Source organism: Pseudomonas sp. CG7 (genome assembly GCF_023701885.1).
In the GTDB taxonomy this organism is placed as follows: Bacteria; Pseudomonadota; Gammaproteobacteria; order Pseudomonadales; family Pseudomonadaceae; genus Aquipseudomonas; species Aquipseudomonas zanjanensis.
In genome coordinates this window covers 1-16,239 of the sequence record NZ_JABAEE010000005.1, presented here as the reverse complement: position 1 = coordinate 16,239, position 16,239 = coordinate 1, and the positions used below count along the sequence as shown (strand labels likewise).

The following is a 16,239-nucleotide window of genomic DNA, read 5'->3' as shown; positions in this document are numbered from 1 at the left end:
CTTATTCGAACCCGAGGCGAAGACCGAGGGGCGCTAAAAAGTCCGATTCCCATCTACCATCGCTGTGGAAGCCACTGAGGGAATAATAAGATTCACTACGTCTAATTTCATACTTCCACTTTTCCAGCGCAAACATATTGATTCCTCGTACCTTGCTCGCTTCGCTTAGGGATCCTATAAGATTGATTTTGCCCGTATCTGGCATTCCGGGGCTTTGAAGACGTGATACTGTTTTCCTATCCTGCAAGTAATTAAAAAAATTGACTCGGGAGAGATGGTCAATCTTGTTCTGGAAGAGGCGCGTATATTTACGTGGATCGAAAGTATTCGGAAGGATTGAAAAGGCCGCTTCTTCAAGTCTTTGCGGGAGGGTGGATAGTATGGTTTTTTTATGTATTGTTTCAATTCCCTCCGTCGCCCGCCATGGACGTTGGATAGTTGTTTTAACTACATAATAACCTTTTGGAGGGAGGGAGAACTTATTGATTACAATCTCGGGCCCCCTTAAATTAAATACGACCTCGGGCCCGCTTAAATGAATTCTCGGGCGAGCAGGAAAAAGAGCCGCGCTCACCCAACGCCAGAGAGAACTGATCCCCATCCTTCCGTTCGGGTCGCTCCTGTTTATTGGATCACCTGAACAATATGCATAAGAGTTTATCCCGCCCTTGCCAAACGGACTCAATTTGTCCGAACTATTAAACCGCATCAAAACCGGATTGAACGCCCGATAACCATTCCCCAGCAAATAATGCCCGGTCACCGGGTCCGGTCGTTCTCCATTGAAGCCGAGCAGGCTCAAAAAACCGTTGCCGATAGTTCGATTGCCATAAGGTGAATAGGCATGGGACTGCCTTTCATTGGCGGAAACGGCATGCAATACCGAGCGTTGCTGATCGGTCGCCAACAGTGTTCCTTGCTTTGCGCTGCCTTGGGTTTCGCTCTGGGCCAGCAATTGATCGCCATGTTGAACAATTGACCGGCTGATGGCTCCTTCGATTTCTGTCGCCAGGCGAGACATGCAATAAAACCGCTGGACAGGCGCGAGAGTCATCACGGAGTGGCAGGTGAGGCGATCCAGTGGGTCATAGCGGTAAGTGCAGAGGCGCGTGGCTGACATGGTCGATGCTCCGTTCGGGTGAGGCTCCGTTGGATTATCGGGGTTGGGATGCAGAGGGGGAACTAGCAGAATGGTTAGGTTTGCCCGTGGCGAGGGAGCTTGCTCCCGCTCGGTTGCGCAGCGACCGCCATAACGCAGGTGTGTCTGATGTTTCGTATTCGAGTGGTTTCGGGGCCGTTTCGCGACCCAGCGGGAGCAAGCTCCCTCGCCACAGATTCGTCGTTTGCCTTAGGTGAACAGCATGACCCTGTGGGAGCGAGCCTGCTCGCGAATGCGGTAATCCAGTCTATGCAAATGTTGACTGACAAATTGCAATCGCGAGCAGGCTCGCTCCCACAAAGTTGAATGTGCGTCAGCCGCTCTATTCCCGCCTCCGGCAAAAGTTGGAAGGCTTCTTGCAATACCCCGCCTGCGCCCCCTCCGGGCGTCAAAAGTTTGCTTCACAGGAACGGGGAATATTGGTGGATCGCTCTCAGTTACTCAGCTCTGCACGCAGCAATGTCGTAGACCTCAGCCGGGGTAATCTGGGCGTGCCGCTGTTGCTGCTGGTCATGCTCGCCATGATGATGCTGCCGGTGCCGCCGTTCCTGCTGGACGTGTTCTTCACGTTCAACATCGCCCTGTCGATCGTGGTGCTGCTGGTGTGCGTCTACGCCCTGCGGCCGCTGGATTTCGCGGTGTTCCCGACCATCCTGCTGGTGGCCACGCTGTTGCGCCTGGCGCTGAACGTGGCGTCCACCCGGGTGGTGATGATTCATGGCCAAGAAGGCCACGCCGCCGCCGGTAAGGTGATCCAGGCCTTTGGCGAAGTGGTGATCGGCGGTAACTACGTGGTCGGTATCGTGGTCTTCGCCATCCTGATGATCATCAACTTCGTCGTGGTGACCAAGGGCGCCGGGCGGATTTCCGAGGTAAGCGCGCGTTTCACCCTCGATGCGATGCCCGGCAAACAGATGGCGATCGACGCCGACCTCAACGCCGGCCTGATCGACCAGAGCCAGGCCAAGCTGCGCCGCCTGGAAGTGGCCCAGGAAGCCGAGTTCTACGGCTCCATGGACGGTGCCAGCAAATTCGTGCGCGGTGACGCCATCGCCGGCCTGTTGATTCTGTTCATCAACCTGATCGGCGGCATGGCCGTCGGTATCTTCCAGCATGGCATGACCTTCGGTGACGCTGGCAGGGTCTACGCCTTGTTGACCATCGGTGACGGTTTGGTGGCGCAATTGCCATCACTGTTGTTATCCACAGCCGCCGCGATCATGGTGACCCGTGCTTCGGGCTCCGAGGACATGGGCAAGCAGCTCAGTCGACAAATGTTCGCCTCGCCCAAGGCCCTGGCTGTTGCCGCCGGCCTGATGGCGGTGCTGGGCCTGGTGCCTGGCATGCCGCATTTTTCCTTCCTGAGCATGGCGGCCCTGGCAGCTGGCGGTGCCTACCTGTTCTGGAAGAAGCAGAACGTGCAGAAAGTCCAGGCCCTGCAAGAGGTCAAGCGCCAGCAGGAACTGCTGCCGTCGCCGGCCCGTGCCATGGAAACCAAGGAATTGGGCTGGGATGACGTGACGCCATTCGACATGATCGGCCTGGAAGTCGGTTATCGCCTGATTCCTTTGGTCGACCGCAACCAGGGTGGTCAGTTGCTGGCGCGGATCAAGGGGGTGCGCAAGAAGCTCTCCCAGGACCTGGGCTTCTTGATGCCCACTGTGCACATCCGCGACAACCTCGACCTGGCGCCGAGCGCCTATCGTCTGACACTGATGGGCGTGATCCTGGCCGAAGCCGAGATCTACCCCGACCGCGAGCTGGCGATCAACCCTGGCCAGGTCTACGGCAGCCTCAACGGCATCACCGCCAAGGATCCGGCTTTTGGCCTGGAGGCGGTGTGGATCGAAATCAGTCAGCGGGCCCAGGCCCAGTCCCTCGGCTACACCGTGGTGGACGCCAGTACCGTGGTGGCGACCCACTTGAACCAGATTCTGTACAAGCACTCCAGCGAGTTGATTGGCCACGAAGAAGTCCAGCAACTCCTGCAAGTACTGGCCAAAGGCTCGCCGAAGCTGGCTGAAGAGTTGGTGCCGGGCGTGGTTTCGTTGTCGCAGTTGCTCAAGGTGCTGCAAGCGTTGTTGGCCGAACAAGTGCCCGTGCGCGACATACGCAGTATTGCCGAAGCCATCGCCAACAACGCGTCCAAGAGTCAAGATACCGCCGCCCTGGTGGCCGCGGTTCGGGTCGGCGTATCCCGTGCAATCGTCCAAAGCATTGTAGGCACTGAGTCTGAGCTGCCTGTTATCACCTTGGAGCCAAGGTTGGAACAGATATTGCTCAATAGTCTGCAGAAGGCAGGACAAGGCTCGGAAGAGGGTGTTCTGCTGGAGCCAAGCATGGCCGAGAAGCTGCAGCGTTCGCTGATCGAGGCAGCCCAGCGGCAAGAGATGCAAGGCCAACCGGTGATCCTGCTGGTGGCCGGTCCGATTCGCGCGATGCTCTCGCGATTCGGACGCCTCGCGGTCCCGGGGCTGCATGTGCTGGCGTACCAGGAAATACCGGACAACAAGCAAGTGACCATCGTTGCGACAGTAGGGCCCAACGGCTGAGGTAGTGGTTTATGCAAGTGAAGCGTTTTTTCGCCGCAGACATGCGTCAGGCCATGAAACTGGTTCGTGACGAGCTGGGCGCTGAAGCAGCCATCATTGGCAACCGTCGTATCGCCGGCGGTGTCGAGCTGCCGGCGGCCCTGGATTACAAATTGTCGGCGCTGGCGCCACGGGTTCCGAACATGGAACTTGAAGATGAGCTGCGCAAGACTCAATCGCGCATCGCCAGCGCCCAGGCCGAACTGAGCCTGCGCAGCAGCGAAGGCGAAGGTGCGCCGGGCATCAATCGTCAATTGTTCGCCGGTCAACCGCTGACCGCCGGCCTGCCGTTGACCGCCGCCGAACCGCTGATGGAACAGGTCCAGGCCGAACCGCGTCGTCCAGAGCCGGCACCTGCCGCGCCAGCCCGTGGGCTTGACCCGCGCGCCCTGGACTCGATGCGCTTCGAACTCAACAGCCTGCGCGAGCTGATGGAAGTCCAGCTCGGCTCCCTGGCCTGGAACCAGCTGCAAGGCAGCCGTCCGGCCCAGGCCAACCTGTGGCGTCGCCTGCAACGCATCGGCCTGTCCGGCCCGTTGTCCCGCGACCTGCTGGCGCTGATCAATGGTATCGAAGAGCCGCGCCAAGCCTGGCGCATGTTGCTGGCGCACCTGGCACGCATGATTGCCACGCCGGAAGTCGAGCCGCTGGAAGAGGGCGGGGTCATTGCCATGGTCGGTCCTGCCGGCATGGGCAAGACCACCACCCTGGCCAAGCTCGCCGCCCGTTATGTACTCAAGTACGGCGCCCAGAGCATCGCCCTGGTAAGCATGGACAGTTTCCGTATCGGTGCCCAGGAACAACTCAAGACCCTGGGCCGCATCCTCAATGTGTCGGTGACCCATGTGGATCCGGGCCAATCCCTGGCCCAGGCGCTGGAGCCGCTGCTGCGCAAACGCGTCGTGCTGATCGATACCGCCGGCCTGCAAGCCAGCGATCCGGCCCTGCGCATGCAGCTCGAAAGCCTGGCCGGACGCGGTATCAAGTCAAAAAATTATCTCGTGTTGGCAACCACCAGCCAAAAACAGGTTCTAACCGCCGCATATCACAGCTACAAACGCTGCGGGCTGGCCGGCTGCATCCTGACTAAGCTGGACGAAACGGCAAGCCTGGGCGAGGTGTTGAGCCTGGCGATCGGTCATGAACTGCCGGTGGCCTACCTGACCGATGGGCCGCGGATCCCGGATGATTTGCATCTGCCGCGCCGTCATCAATTGGTCAGTCGTGCCGTAAGTGTGCAAATGCAGGAAGAACCCAGCGAGGAAGCCATGGCTGACATGTTCGCTGACATCTACCACAGCCCGACCAAGCAGGTCGGCTGAGGTAATCATGAATATTTTTTGTACCTACATCGATGGTCTGCCATGCATTGTTCCGTATGCGAACGCGCAGCCAGTAATGTGGCCTCCGTCTAAGAAGACAAGGTAAAGAACGAACATGGGCAGCATGCATCCCGTACAGGTGATCGCGGTGACCGGCGGCAAAGGTGGCGTCGGGAAGACTAACGTGTCAGTGAACTTGTCCCTGGCTCTGGCAGAGCTTGGCCGACGGGTCATGCTGCTGGACGCCGACCTGGGCCTGGCGAACGTCGACGTGTTGTTGGGGCTTACCCCCAAACGCACCCTGGCGGACGTGATCGAAGGCCGTTGCGAACTGCGCGACGTGCTGTTGCAGGGGCCGGGCGGGATTCGCATCGTGCCGGCTGCCTCCGGCACCCAGAGCATGGTTCACCTGACCCCGGCGCAGCACGCGGGCCTGATCCAGGCGTTCAGCGACATCGGCGACAACCTCGATGTGCTGGTGATCGACACCGCGGCCGGCATCGGCGACTCGGTCGTCAGTTTCGTGCGCGCCGCCCAGGAAGTGCTGCTGGTGGTCTGCGACGAACCGACGTCCATCACCGACGCCTATGCCCTGATCAAACTGCTTAACCGCGACTATGGCATGAACCGCTTCCGCGTCCTGGCCAACATGGCCCAGAGCCCGCAGGAAGGACGCAACCTGTTCGCCAAATTGACGAAGGTCACCGATCGCTTCCTGGACGTCGCCCTACAATACGTCGGTGCAGTGCCTTACGACGAAAGCGTGCGCAAGGCCGTCCAGAAGCAACGTGCCGTTTATGAAGCCTTTCCACGTTCCAAATGCGCGCTGGCGTTCAAGGCGATCGCCCAGAAGGTCGATACCTGGCCACTACCGGCCAACCCCCGCGGGCATCTGGAGTTTTTCGTCGAGCGTCTTGTGCAACAAACAGCAGGGCCCGTGTTATGACAGCCAGCGGTTACAACCATCTCTACAAAAAATCGGCACGGGACGCCCAATACGAATTGATCGAGCGTTATGCGCCACTGGTCAAGCGTATCGCCTATCACTTGCTGGCGCGGTTGCCAGCCAGTGTCCAGGTCGAGGATTTGATCCAGGCCGGCATGATCGGCCTGCTTGAAGTGTCGAACAAATACGACGCCAGCAAGGGCGCCAGTTTCGAGACCTATGCCGGTATTCGCATTCGTGGGGCGATGCTCGATGAAGTCCGCAAGGGTGATTGGGCGCCGCGTTCGGTGCACCGCAATACCCGCATGGTCAGTGACGCGATTCGGGCAATCGAAGCTAAAACTGGGCGTGACGCTAAAGATCACGAGGTTGCGGCCGAACTCCAGTTGAGTCTCGATGATTATTACGGGATTTTGAACGATACCTTGGGCAGTCGCCTGTTCAGCTTCGACGACCTCTTGCAGGACGGCGAGCACGAAGGGCTGCATGAGGATAACGCGAGTGCTCACATGGAGCCGTCACGTGACCTGGAAGATGAACGTTTCCAGAGCGCGCTGGCGGATGCGATTGCCAATTTGCCGGAACGTGAGCGACTGGTCTTGGCGCTGTACTACGACGAAGAGCTGAACCTCAAGGAAATCGGTGAGGTCCTGGGGGTCAGCGAATCTCGGGTCAGCCAGTTACACAGCCAGTGCGCGGCCCGCTTGCGGGGCCGTTTGGGGGAGTGGCGAGCGCGCTGACAGGCAGTGTGGGGACACTGCGAGCGGGACTGGCATGGCGTTGCCGGGTCAGTTTCCATCCGTTGTGCTCCAGACCGTTGTCGAGTGTTGTGCCGGAATTGATTGAAATGGCGCGTCCAGGTGCTGGGCGCGTTTAAGACTGCTTGGAGGTCGAATTGGACAAGAACATGAAAATCCTCATCGTTGATGACTTCTCAACGATGCGGCGGATCATAAAAAACCTGTTGCGTGACCTTGGGTTCACCAACACGGTCGAGGCGGATGATGGCGTCACAGCCATTCCGGTCCTCAACAGCGGGAGCATCGACTTTCTGGTGACTGACTGGAACATGCCCGGCATGACCGGTATCGACTTGCTGCGCCATGTGCGCGCCGACGAAAAACTCAAGCACCTCCCGGTGCTGATGGTGACTGCCGAAGCCAAGCGCGAGCAGATCATCGAAGCGGCCCAGGCCGGTGTAAACGGCTATGTGGTCAAGCCCTTCACGGCCCAGGCGTTGAAAGAGAAGATCGAAAAAATCTTCGAACGCATCGGTTAACGGCGCCACGGGGGAGCTATGGACAACGAATCTTCAATGGGCGATTTCGAATCGACCCTGAAAAAACATGCCCGCGAACTGGTCGACAGCCTTGAAAAAGGTCGCTTTGGCGATGCGGTTCAAATGATCCATGAGCTCAACCAGACCCGTGACCGTGGTCTGTATCAGGAAGTGGGCAAGCTCACGCGTGAACTGCACAGCGCGATTGTCAATTTCCAGATCGACCCGCACATGCCGCAGGCCGAGGAAGTCTCGCAGATCACCGACGCCACCGAGCGCCTGGGCTATGTGGTCAAGCTGACCGAGGCGGCGGCCAACCGCACCATGGACCTGGTGGAAAGCGCTACGCCGCTGGTCAATGGCCTGAGTGAAGAGGCCCAGGCCTTGAGCACCGACTGGGGCCGGTTCATGCGTCGCGAAGTCGGTGCTGAAGAATTTCGGGAGCTGGCCCGTCGGGTCGACGGTTTCCTGACGCGCAGCAGCAGCGAAAACCGCGCCGTGGCCAGCAACCTCAACGACATTCTGCTGGCCCAGGACTATCAAGACCTGACCGGCCAGGTGATCAAGCGTGTGACCCAACTGGTCACCGAAGTGGAAAGCAACCTGCTCAAACTGGTGCTGATGGCTAGCCAGGTCGACCGCTTTGCAGGCATCGAACACGACCGTGAAGCGATGCTTGCCGAAAAAGATCCACAAAAACATCTCTCTCAGGGTGAAGGTCCGCAAATTCATGCCGATAAAAGAGAAGACGTTATGTCCGGTCAGGACGATGTGGACGATTTGCTGTCCAGCCTTGGATTTTGATTTAGCCCTATTTTAGGAGCAGCCATTAATGAGCTTCGGCGCCGATGAAGAGATCCTTCAGGATTTCCTGGTTGAGGCCGGCGAGATTCTAGAGCAACTGTCCGAACAGCTGGTCGAGCTGGAAAGCCGACCTGATGATGCGGATCTGCTCAATGCAATTTTTCGCGGTTTCCACACTGTAAAAGGAGGCGCCGGCTTCCTCCAGCTCAACGAGCTGGTGGAGTGCTGTCACATTGCCGAGAACGTGTTCGACATCCTGCGCAAGGGTGAGCGTCGCGTTGATTCGGAATTGATGGACGTGGTGCTCGAAGCGCTGGATGCGGTCAACAGCATGTTCAGCGAAGTGCGTGAGCGCTCGCCGATTACCCCAGCCACCCCCGAGCTGCTCGCCGCGCTGGCACGCCTGGCCGAGCCGCAATCGGCTGACGAAGCCGCGCCGGTTGCCGAGGCGGTGGTTGAAGAACCGGTCGCCGAGGAATCGGGCGACATCACCGATAACGAATTTGAACAGTTGCTGGACTCCCTGAGTGCCGTCAAGGCCCAGGCCGAAGCGCCGGCCGCTCAGGTTGCGCCGGCTGCACCGGCCAGCAATGGGGCTGGCAGCGACGAAATCACCGATGCCGAGTTCGAGTCGCTGCTCGCCCAGCTTCACGGCAAGGGCCAGTTCGCGCCAGATGCCGTTGTCCCGCCAGCAGCCCCGGCCGCCCCGAAAGCGGCGGGCGACAGCTCGGACATCACCGACGACGAATTCGAAGCCTTGCTCGACCAGTTGCATGGCAAGGGCACCTTTGCCGTTGACGCCCTGGACTCGGCCATCGCTTCCGCGCCGACGCCAGCCAAGCCGGCTGCCGCCGCGGCTGGCAGCGACCTGATCAGCGATCATGAATTCGAATCGCTGCTCGACGAACTGCACGGCAAAGGCAAGTTCACAGAAGTCGGGAAGGCCACGGCTGCCCCTGCTGCCGGCACCACCGCCACTGCTGCGCCAGCGGCCAAGGCCGCGCCTAAACCCGCCGCCAAGGCACCTGAGCCCAAGGCCGAGCCCGCCAAGCCTGCCGCCGCCCCGGCGCCTGCCCGTGCTGCGGCGGCTGCGCCGCCAGCGGAAAAACCGGCCAGCGAAGCCGAGACCACCGTTCGGGTCGATACCGCGCGCCTGGACGAGATCATGAACATGGGCGGCGAACTGGTGCTGGTGCGTAACCGCCTGGTGCGCCTGGGCCTCAACAGCCAGGACGAAGCCATGTCCAAGGCTGTGTCGAACCTCGACGTGGTCACGGCCGATTTGCAGACTGCGGTCATGAAGACGCGGATGCAGCCGATCAAGAAAGTTTTCGGGCGCTTCCCGCGCCTGGTTCGCGACCTGGCTCGCCAGCTCAAGAAAGAAATCAACCTGGAACTGGTGGGTGAAGAGACCGACCTCGACAAGAACCTTGTCGAGGCCCTGGCCGACCCGCTGGTCCACTTGGTGCGCAACGCGGTCGACCACGGCATCGAGTCGCCGGAAGAACGCGAAGCCTCGGGCAAGGTCCGCAGCGGCAAGGTGATCCTGGCCGCCGAGCAGGAGGGCGACCACATCCTGCTGTCGATCTCCGATGACGGCAAAGGCATGGACCCGAACGTGTTGCGTGCCATCGCGGTGAAACGCGGTGTGATGGACAAGGATGCCGCCGACCGCCTGAGCGACACCGAGTGCTACAACCTGATCTTCGCCCCGGGTTTCTCGACCAAGACCGAGATCTCCGACGTGTCGGGCCGTGGCGTGGGCATGGACGTGGTGAAAACCAAGATTTCCCAGCTCAACGGTTCGATCAATATCTACTCGTCCTAGGGCCAGGGCTCGAAGATCGTCATCAAGGTCCCGCTGACTTTGGCGATCATGCCGACGCTCATGGTGATGCTGGGCAACCAGGCCTTCGCCTTCCCGTTGGTCAACGTCAACGAGATTTTCCACCTCGACCTGTCGCGCACCAACGTGGTCGATGGCCAGGAAGTGGTCATCGTGCGGGACAAGGCGCTGCCGCTGTTCTACCTCAAGCGCTGGCTGGTCAGCTCCGCTGCTCACGTCGAGCAGGGCGAAGGCCACGTGGTGATCCTTTCGGTGGGCACCCAGCGGATCGGCTTTGTCGTCGACCAGTTGGTGGGCCAGGAAGAAGTGGTCATCAAGCCGTTGGGCAAGATGCTCCAGGGCACCCCGGGCATGTCCGGCGCCACCATCACCGGCGACGGCCGCATCGCGTTGATTCTCGATGTGCCAAGCATGCTCAAGCGTTACGCCGCCCGGCGTATTTGATTCTGGAGGGGAGCGGCCCAGGGCCGCGCCTCGTCTAACGGAGTGTTTATGGTAGTTAAAGTCCTGGTGGTGGACGATTCGGGGTTTTTCCGTCGCCGCGTCTCGGAAATTCTTTCAGCGGACACGAGTATTCAGGTCGTCGGTACCGCGACTAACGGCAAAGAGGCGATCGATCAGGCCCTGGCACTCAAGCCGGACGTGATCACCATGGACTACGAGATGCCGATGATGGACGGCATCACGGCCGTGCGGCATATCATGCAGCGCTGCCCGACCCCGGTCTTGATGTTTTCCTCCCTGACCCATGAAGGCGCCCGGGTGACCCTCGATGCGCTGGACGCCGGGGCGGTGGATTTCCTGCCGAAGAATTTCGAAGACATTTCGCGCAACCCGGACAAGGTCCGGCAGTTGCTGTGCGAAAAGGTCCACAGCATTTCCCGCAGCAATCGCCGTGTCAGTGCCTACAGCGCGCCGGCACCCGCCCCGGTTGCGGCGCCAAGCCCGGCGCCTGCGCCGACGGTTTCGAGCAGCTTCAATCCTGCACCGGTGCGTAGCGCCCCGGCACCTGCGCCGACGCGTTCGGCGCCTGCCAGTGCATCGTCGCCGGCACCCAAGCGCAAAGCCTACAAGCTGGTGGCGATCGGCACGTCCACCGGCGGCCCGGTGGCGCTGCAACGGGTCCTGACTCAATTGCCCGCCAACTTCCCGGCCCCCATCGTGCTGATCCAGCACATGCCGGCGGCGTTCACCAAGGCATTTGCCGAGCGCTTGGACAAGCTCTGCAACATCAGCGTCAAGGAAGCCGAGGATGGCGACATCCTGCGTCCCGGCCTGGCGTTGCTGGCACCGGGTGGCAAGCAGATGATGATCGACGGCCGCGGCGCGGTGAAAATCCTGCCGGGCGATGAGCGTCTGAACTACAAGCCTTGTGTGGACATTACCTTCGGTTCCGCCGCCAAGTCCTACGGCGACAAAGTTTTGGCAGTGGTGCTGACCGGCATGGGCGCTGACGGTCGCGAAGGCGCGCGCCTGCTCAAGCAGGGCGGCAGTGCGATCTGGGCCCAGGACGAAGCCAGTTGCGTGATCTACGGCATGCCCATGGCGATCGTGAAAGCTGATCTTGCCGACGCGGTGTACGGATTGGACGACATCGGTCGACACCTGGTCGAGGCCTGCATTTAATGGATGTGCTCAGCCTGATTGGCATCACCATGGCGTTTGTCGCCATCATTGGCGGCAATTACCTGGAAGGCGGTCATCTGGGCGCGCTGGCCAACGGTCCGGCGGCGTTGATCGTGATCGGCGGCACCATTGGCGCGGCGCTGTTGCAATCGCCGATGAGTGCTTTCAAGCGCGCCATGCAGGTGCTGATCTGGATTCTGTTCCCGCCCCGTGTCGACCTGGCCGGTGGCATCGACCGCGTGGTGAACTGGAGCCTGACCGCTCGCAAGGAAGGCTTGCTGGGCCTGGAAGGGGTGGCCGATGCCGAACCCGACAGCTACTCGCGCAAAGGCCTGCAATTGTTGGTGGACGGTGCCGAGCCGGAAGCCATCCGCAGCATCCTGGAGGTGGATTTCTACACCCAGGAAAGCCGCGACATCGAGGCGGCCAAGGTCTTCGAAAGCATGGGCGGCTACGCGCCGACCATTGGCATCATCGGTGCGGTGATGGGCCTGATCCATGTGATGGGCAACCTGGCCGATCCGTCGCAACTGGGCAGCGGCATCGCCGTGGCATTCGTCGCTACGATCTACGGCGTGGCGAGCGCCAACCTGGTGTTGTTGCCGATCGCGGCCAAGCTCAAGTCCATCGCGTTGCGCCAGTCGCGCTATCGCGAAATGCTGCTGGAAGGGATCCTGTCGATCGCCGAGGGTGAGAACCCGCGCTCCATTGAATTGAAGCTCCAGGGCTTCATGGACTGATGGGGGATATGGAGCATGGCACGTCGCAGGCATCGTGAAGAACACGTCAACCATGAACGCTGGCTGGTTTCCTACGCCGACTTCATCACGCTGCTGTTCGCTTTTTTCGTGGTCATGTATTCGATTTCGTCAGTCAACGAAGGCAAGTACAAAGTCATTTCCGAGGCGTTGATCGGGGTCTTCACTGACTCCGACCGGGCTCTCAAGCCCATTCCGATCGGCGAGGAGCGGCCCAAGACCACCACGCCGGCCAAACCCTTGGTCAAGGACAGCGAGCAGGTCGACGCCGGTGTCGCCGGCAGTAGCGATCCGTTGAAAAGCATCGCCGACGACATCAGCGCGGCGTTCGGCGACCTGATCAGCTCGAACCAGATGACCGTGCGCGGCAACGAGCTGTGGGTCGAGATCGAACTCAATTCCAGCCTGTTGTTCGGTAGCGGCGACGCCATGCCCAGCGACATGGCGTTCAACATCATCGATAAGGTCGCGGCGATCCTCAAGCCGTTCGACAACCCGATCCACGTCGAAGGCTTCACCGACGACCAGCCGATCCGTACTGCGCAGTATCCGACTAACTGGGAACTGTCCTCGGCCCGCTCGGCGAGCATCGTGCGCATGCTGGCGATGCAGGGGCTCAATCCCGGGCGCTTGGCATCGGTGGGGTATGGCGAGTTCCAGCCGGTGGCCAACAACGCCACCGCCGAGGGGCGTGCGCGCAAGCGTCGCGTAATATTGGGGGTGTCGCGCAACCTCGATGTGCGTCGCAGCCTGACCGGTACCGGTACGGCCAATGCAACCCCGGACGCGGCATTGAAGCGGGCTGGCACACAAACTGCACCGGCACCTGTCAAGTCGCCGGGAAGACAGAGTGCCGTCAATTCTCCGTCACCCGCTTTATAACCGAGCTATTTCTCGGTCGAGCCTGTTTCGGCCGGGAGGAACGATCCGAATGAGAGTCTGGGCAGTCGCCAATCAAAAAGGTGGTGTGGGCAAGACCACATCTTCCATCGCTTTAGCCGGGTTGCTGGCCGAGGCGGGCAAGCGCGTGGTCATCGTCGATCTGGACCCCCACGGCTCGATGACCAGTTATTTCGGCTACGATCCCGACAGCCTGGAGCACAGCAACTACGACCTGTTCCTGCACAAGGGCGTGGTGCCCGAGGGCCTGCCGGGGCAGTTGCTGTTGTCCACCAGCGACGAGCGGATTTCCCTGTTGCCGTCGAGCACCGCCCTGGCCACCCTGGAGCGACAGTCGCCCGGACAGAGCGGCCTGGGCCTGGTGATCGCCAAGAGTCTGGCGCAGCTGTGGCAGGATTTCGATTACGCGATCATCGACAGCCCGCCGTTGCTGGGTTTGCTGATGGTCAATGCCCTGGCGGCCAGCCAGCAGTTGGTGATCCCGGTGCAGACCGAGCATTTGGCGGTCAAGGGCCTGGAGCGCATGGTCAATACCCTGGCGATGGTCAATCGTTCGCGCAAGCAGACGCTGGCCTTCAACATCGTGCCGACCCTGTTCGACCGTCGCACCCAGGCGTCCCTGGGCACCCTGCGTGTCTTGCGGGACATGTACCCGGAGGACATCTGGCAAGGCTATATCCCCGTTGATACGCGCCTGCGCGATGCCAGCCGTGCCGGTGTGACCCCTTCGCAATTCGATGGCAAGAGCCGTGGCGTACTGGCTTACCGGGCGCTGCTCAAGCACCTGCTGGCCCAACAGCTTGTTCCGCAGCAGGTGGCCTGATTGAAATTTCTGTATGCGGGAGCAGGCGTTGTAGGAGCTGGCGCAGCCTGCGATCTTTCAGTGAGCATGGATATTCCGGAGATCAAGATCAAAGGATCGCAGCCTTCGGCAGCTCCTACTCGGATGTCTGACAGTTTTGCGAGCTCAAGTCTCATGGCATTCATGCCGATAACCTCTTCAAGTGGCGCACTGTTCCCATGAGCCGCCCGATAAAGACAACCTCGCGTCCGCAAATGGCCCTGCAGTCCTATCTGGATGGGCTGTTGCAGGAAGCGACCGAAGAACTACCACCGCCGCCAAGCGTGATCGAGGCGTTGCCCGACCCCGTCGAAGCCGAGGGTGTGCTGGATGAATTTCAAGCGGCCGTGCTCGAAGAGCAGGCCCGTGATGCACGCAAACCAGTGGTGGCTGCGGCGGTCGAAACACCGCTCATCAAACCTCAACTGGCGGTGATGCAAGCACCAGCGCCGATCCTGGCGCCGGTCTCGACCGTTGCCCCGTTGCTGCAGAGCCTGGTGACGCCGGTGGTGGAAGTCCACTTGCCGCCGAGCAGTCCGCCGCCTCCGGTGCCGGGCGTCGACCGTCCGGCCTGGGCTGCCGAGCCGTTCGAGTGGTTGCTGTTCGATGGGGCCGGGTTGACCCTGGCGGTGCCGCTGGTCTGCCGGGGGTCGATCTACTCCCTGGCCGGGCAGGAATTGACGCCGTTGTTTGGCCAGCCAGAATGGTTCCTCGGGATCCTGCCGAGCCAGGCCGGCAACCTGAAGGTGCTGGATACGGCGCGTTGGGTGATGCCGGACCGTTATCGCGACGACTTTCGCCAGGGCTTGCAATACGTGATTTCGGTGCAAGGTTATGAGTGGGGATTGGCGGTGCACCAGGTCAGCCGTTCGCTGCGCCTGGACCCGAACGAGATCAAGTGGCGCAGCCGTCGAGGGCAACGGCCATGGCTGGCCGGTACCGTGATCGAGCACATGTGCGCCTTGCTGGACGTTTCCGAACTGGCGGAGTTGATCGCCAGCGGCGGGGCAAAACACTTGGGCGGCAGCAAGAAGCCGGTCCAGAAACCGAAATAAGACAACCGGTGGCGCGCAGCGTCGCCGGACAGAATACACGCCGCCACAGGCGGTTTTTCGAGGGGTCAGGGTATGAATGATAAGGCGTCGTCTCAAAAGGGTTCTGAAGATCCGATTCTGCAATGGGTGACCTTCAAGCTCGATAACGAAACCTACGGCATCAACGTGATGCGCGTTCAGGAAGTGCTGCGCTATACCGAGATCGCCCCGGTACCGGGTGCACCGAGCTATGTGCTGGGCATCATCAACCTGCGCGGCAACGTGGTCACCGTGATCGATACCCGTCAGCGCTTCGGCCTGATGAACGCCGAGATCAGCGACAACACCCGGATCGTCATCATCGAAGCCGACAAGCAAGTGGTTGGCATCATGGTCGACAGCGTCGCCGAAGTGGTTTACCTGCGTCAGTCGGAAATCGAAACCGCGCCGAACGTGGGTAACGAAGAGTCCGCCAAGTTCATTCAGGGCGTGTGCAACAAGAACAACGAGTTGCTGATTCTGGTTGAACTGGACAAGATGATGAGCGAAGAAGAGTGGTCGGAACTGGAGAGTATCTGATTTGATTCTTGAGGTAGCTGTCATTGTCCTGTTCCTTTTCTGGGCAGGCACGCTGGCGATGTTCTTGGCATACATACGTGGCCAGCGGCAGATCGCCGCTCAGCAGGCCCAGGGCGATGCGCTGCGCGACCAGCGCATCAAGGACCTGGCCAAGCGCGTCGACGATTACCAGAACGGCACCGTGCGCATGGGCGAAGCGCTCCATGAGCTGCGTGCCGTGGTCGCGCCGTTGCCGGACAAACTCGCCCAGTTGGAACAGCGCGACCCCTCCAGCCTGTCCTTCGCCCAGGCCGCCCGCCTGGTGGGCATGGGCGCCAGCGTCGACGAACTGACCCAAGCCTGCGGCCTGACCCAGGCCGAGGCGGAGTTGATGAGCAAGCTGCACAAGGGCGGCTGATCGCTTTACTCCGATCGAAATGTGGGGAGCGAGCTTGCTCGCGATAGCGGTGTGGCAGTCGATAGAAATGTCGGGTGTGACCCCCGGTGTCAGGCTAGTTGTCGCCTCTCCAAATTCCTAAAAGCATTTCGGGGGCGGCAAGAGTATGGTCATGCCT

Annotated in this window: 14 protein-coding genes and 1 pseudogene; 14 read left to right on the top strand and 1 reads right to left on the bottom strand. The window is 60.6% G+C overall.

The genetic code is table 11. The annotated features are described in order from the left end of the window. Position 1: 1 nt before the first annotated feature. Entirely contained in the window at positions 2 to 1,120 is a 1,119-nt protein-coding gene (locus HGO40_RS03785) for an RHS repeat-associated core domain-containing protein (RefSeq protein ID WP_250961938.1), read from the bottom strand. Between the two features lie 461 nt (positions 1,121 to 1,581). On the opposite strand from HGO40_RS03785, the gene flhA reads away from it, so the two are divergent. The 14 genes and pseudogenes from flhA to HGO40_RS03715 all read left to right on the top strand — a co-directional run bounded on the left by flhA (position 1,582) and on the right by HGO40_RS03715 (position 16,082). After that, positions 1,582 to 3,711 (top strand): flagellar biosynthesis protein FlhA, encoded by a 2,130-nt coding sequence (flhA, locus tag HGO40_RS03780; protein ID WP_250961937.1) that lies wholly within the window; start codon positions 1,582 to 1,584, stop codon positions 3,709 to 3,711. Positions 3,712 to 3,722: 11 nt separating this feature from the next. Beyond that, positions 3,723 to 5,072 carry a flagellar biosynthesis GTPase FlhF gene (gene flhF, locus HGO40_RS03775; RefSeq protein WP_250961936.1) on the top strand — a complete coding sequence of 450 codons (1,350 nt, stop codon included), beginning with the start codon at positions 3,723 to 3,725 and terminating at the stop codon, positions 5,070 to 5,072. A gap of 115 nt (positions 5,073 to 5,187) precedes the next feature. Next, positions 5,188 to 6,018, top strand: a complete 831-nt coding sequence (fleN, locus tag HGO40_RS03770) for a flagellar synthesis regulator FleN (RefSeq protein WP_003184001.1) — start codon at positions 5,188 to 5,190, stop codon at positions 6,016 to 6,018. Further along, the gene (gene fliA / locus HGO40_RS03765) at positions 6,015 to 6,758 is read left to right on the top strand and encodes an RNA polymerase sigma factor FliA (protein ID WP_014337177.1); all 744 of its coding nucleotides are present in this window, start codon (positions 6,015 to 6,017) and stop codon (positions 6,756 to 6,758) included. The genes fleN and fliA overlap by 4 nt, the downstream gene beginning before the upstream one ends. A 167-nt stretch (positions 6,759 to 6,925) precedes the next feature. Then, the gene (locus HGO40_RS03760) at positions 6,926 to 7,297 is read left to right on the top strand and encodes a chemotaxis response regulator CheY (RefSeq protein ID WP_064378627.1); all 372 of its coding nucleotides are present in this window, start codon (positions 6,926 to 6,928) and stop codon (positions 7,295 to 7,297) included. 18 nt (positions 7,298 to 7,315) lie between these two features. After that, the gene (locus HGO40_RS03755; RefSeq protein WP_207966032.1) at positions 7,316 to 8,101 is read left to right on the top strand and encodes a protein phosphatase CheZ; all 786 of its coding nucleotides are present in this window, start codon (positions 7,316 to 7,318) and stop codon (positions 8,099 to 8,101) included. Between the two features lie 28 nt (positions 8,102 to 8,129). Beyond that, a pseudogene (locus tag HGO40_RS03750) lies at positions 8,130 to 10,391 on the top strand (chemotaxis protein CheA). A 48-nt stretch (positions 10,392 to 10,439) separates the two neighbouring features. Further along, positions 10,440 to 11,573, top strand: a complete 1,134-nt coding sequence (locus tag HGO40_RS03745; protein ID WP_250961935.1) for a protein-glutamate methylesterase/protein-glutamine glutaminase — start codon at positions 10,440 to 10,442, stop codon at positions 11,571 to 11,573. Beyond that, the gene (locus tag HGO40_RS03740; RefSeq protein ID WP_186728626.1) at positions 11,573 to 12,313 is read left to right on the top strand and encodes a flagellar motor protein; all 741 of its coding nucleotides are present in this window, start codon (positions 11,573 to 11,575) and stop codon (positions 12,311 to 12,313) included. Before HGO40_RS03745 ends, HGO40_RS03740 begins: the two co-directional genes overlap by 1 nt. Before the next feature lie 15 nt (positions 12,314 to 12,328). Further along, positions 12,329 to 13,213 carry a flagellar motor protein MotD gene (gene motD / locus HGO40_RS03735; RefSeq protein ID WP_250961934.1) on the top strand — a complete coding sequence of 295 codons (885 nt, stop codon included), beginning with the start codon at positions 12,329 to 12,331 and terminating at the stop codon, positions 13,211 to 13,213. 49 nt (positions 13,214 to 13,262) lie between these two features. Continuing rightward, complete coding sequence (locus HGO40_RS03730) at positions 13,263 to 14,054, top strand: ParA family protein (protein WP_053120309.1); 792 nt, start codon at positions 13,263 to 13,265, stop codon at positions 14,052 to 14,054. A gap of 197 nt (positions 14,055 to 14,251) precedes the next feature. Then, on the top strand, positions 14,252 to 15,127 hold the full coding sequence (locus HGO40_RS03725; protein WP_250961933.1) for a chemotaxis protein CheW: 876 nt from the start codon (positions 14,252 to 14,254) through the stop codon (positions 15,125 to 15,127). 72 nt (positions 15,128 to 15,199) lie between these two features. Beyond that, positions 15,200 to 15,685 (top strand): chemotaxis protein CheW, encoded by a 486-nt coding sequence (locus tag HGO40_RS03720; protein ID WP_003199144.1) that lies wholly within the window; start codon positions 15,200 to 15,202, stop codon positions 15,683 to 15,685. 1 nt (position 15,686) lies between these two features. Beyond that, positions 15,687 to 16,082: a DUF2802 domain-containing protein gene (locus HGO40_RS03715; protein WP_003183966.1), complete on the top strand. Its 396-nt coding sequence runs from the start codon at positions 15,687 to 15,689 to the stop codon at positions 16,080 to 16,082. Positions 16,083 to 16,239 lie beyond the last annotated feature (157 nt).

Bases quoted from the DNA above. Each gene is read 5' to 3' on its own strand.
- HGO40_RS03785 (WP_250961938.1), bottom strand. From the start codon at position 1,120: ATGTCAGCCACGCGCCTCTGCACTTACCGCTATGACCCACTGGATCGC.
- flhF (WP_250961936.1), top strand. From the start codon at position 3,723: ATGCAAGTGAAGCGTTTTTTCGCCGCAGACATGCGTCAGGCCATGAAA.
- fleN (WP_003184001.1), top strand. From the start codon at position 5,188: ATGGGCAGCATGCATCCCGTACAGGTGATCGCGGTGACCGGCGGCAAA.
- fliA (WP_014337177.1), top strand. From the start codon at position 6,015: ATGACAGCCAGCGGTTACAACCATCTCTACAAAAAATCGGCACGGGAC.
- HGO40_RS03760 (WP_064378627.1), top strand. From the start codon at position 6,926: ATGAAAATCCTCATCGTTGATGACTTCTCAACGATGCGGCGGATCATA.
- HGO40_RS03755 (WP_207966032.1), top strand. From the start codon at position 7,316: ATGGACAACGAATCTTCAATGGGCGATTTCGAATCGACCCTGAAAAAA.
- HGO40_RS03745 (WP_250961935.1), top strand. From the start codon at position 10,440: ATGGTAGTTAAAGTCCTGGTGGTGGACGATTCGGGGTTTTTCCGTCGC.
- HGO40_RS03740 (WP_186728626.1), top strand. From the start codon at position 11,573: ATGGATGTGCTCAGCCTGATTGGCATCACCATGGCGTTTGTCGCCATC.
- motD (WP_250961934.1), top strand. From the start codon at position 12,329: ATGGCACGTCGCAGGCATCGTGAAGAACACGTCAACCATGAACGCTGG.
- HGO40_RS03730 (WP_053120309.1), top strand. From the start codon at position 13,263: ATGAGAGTCTGGGCAGTCGCCAATCAAAAAGGTGGTGTGGGCAAGACC.
- HGO40_RS03725 (WP_250961933.1), top strand. From the start codon at position 14,252: ATGAGCCGCCCGATAAAGACAACCTCGCGTCCGCAAATGGCCCTGCAG.
- HGO40_RS03720 (WP_003199144.1), top strand. From the start codon at position 15,200: ATGAATGATAAGGCGTCGTCTCAAAAGGGTTCTGAAGATCCGATTCTG.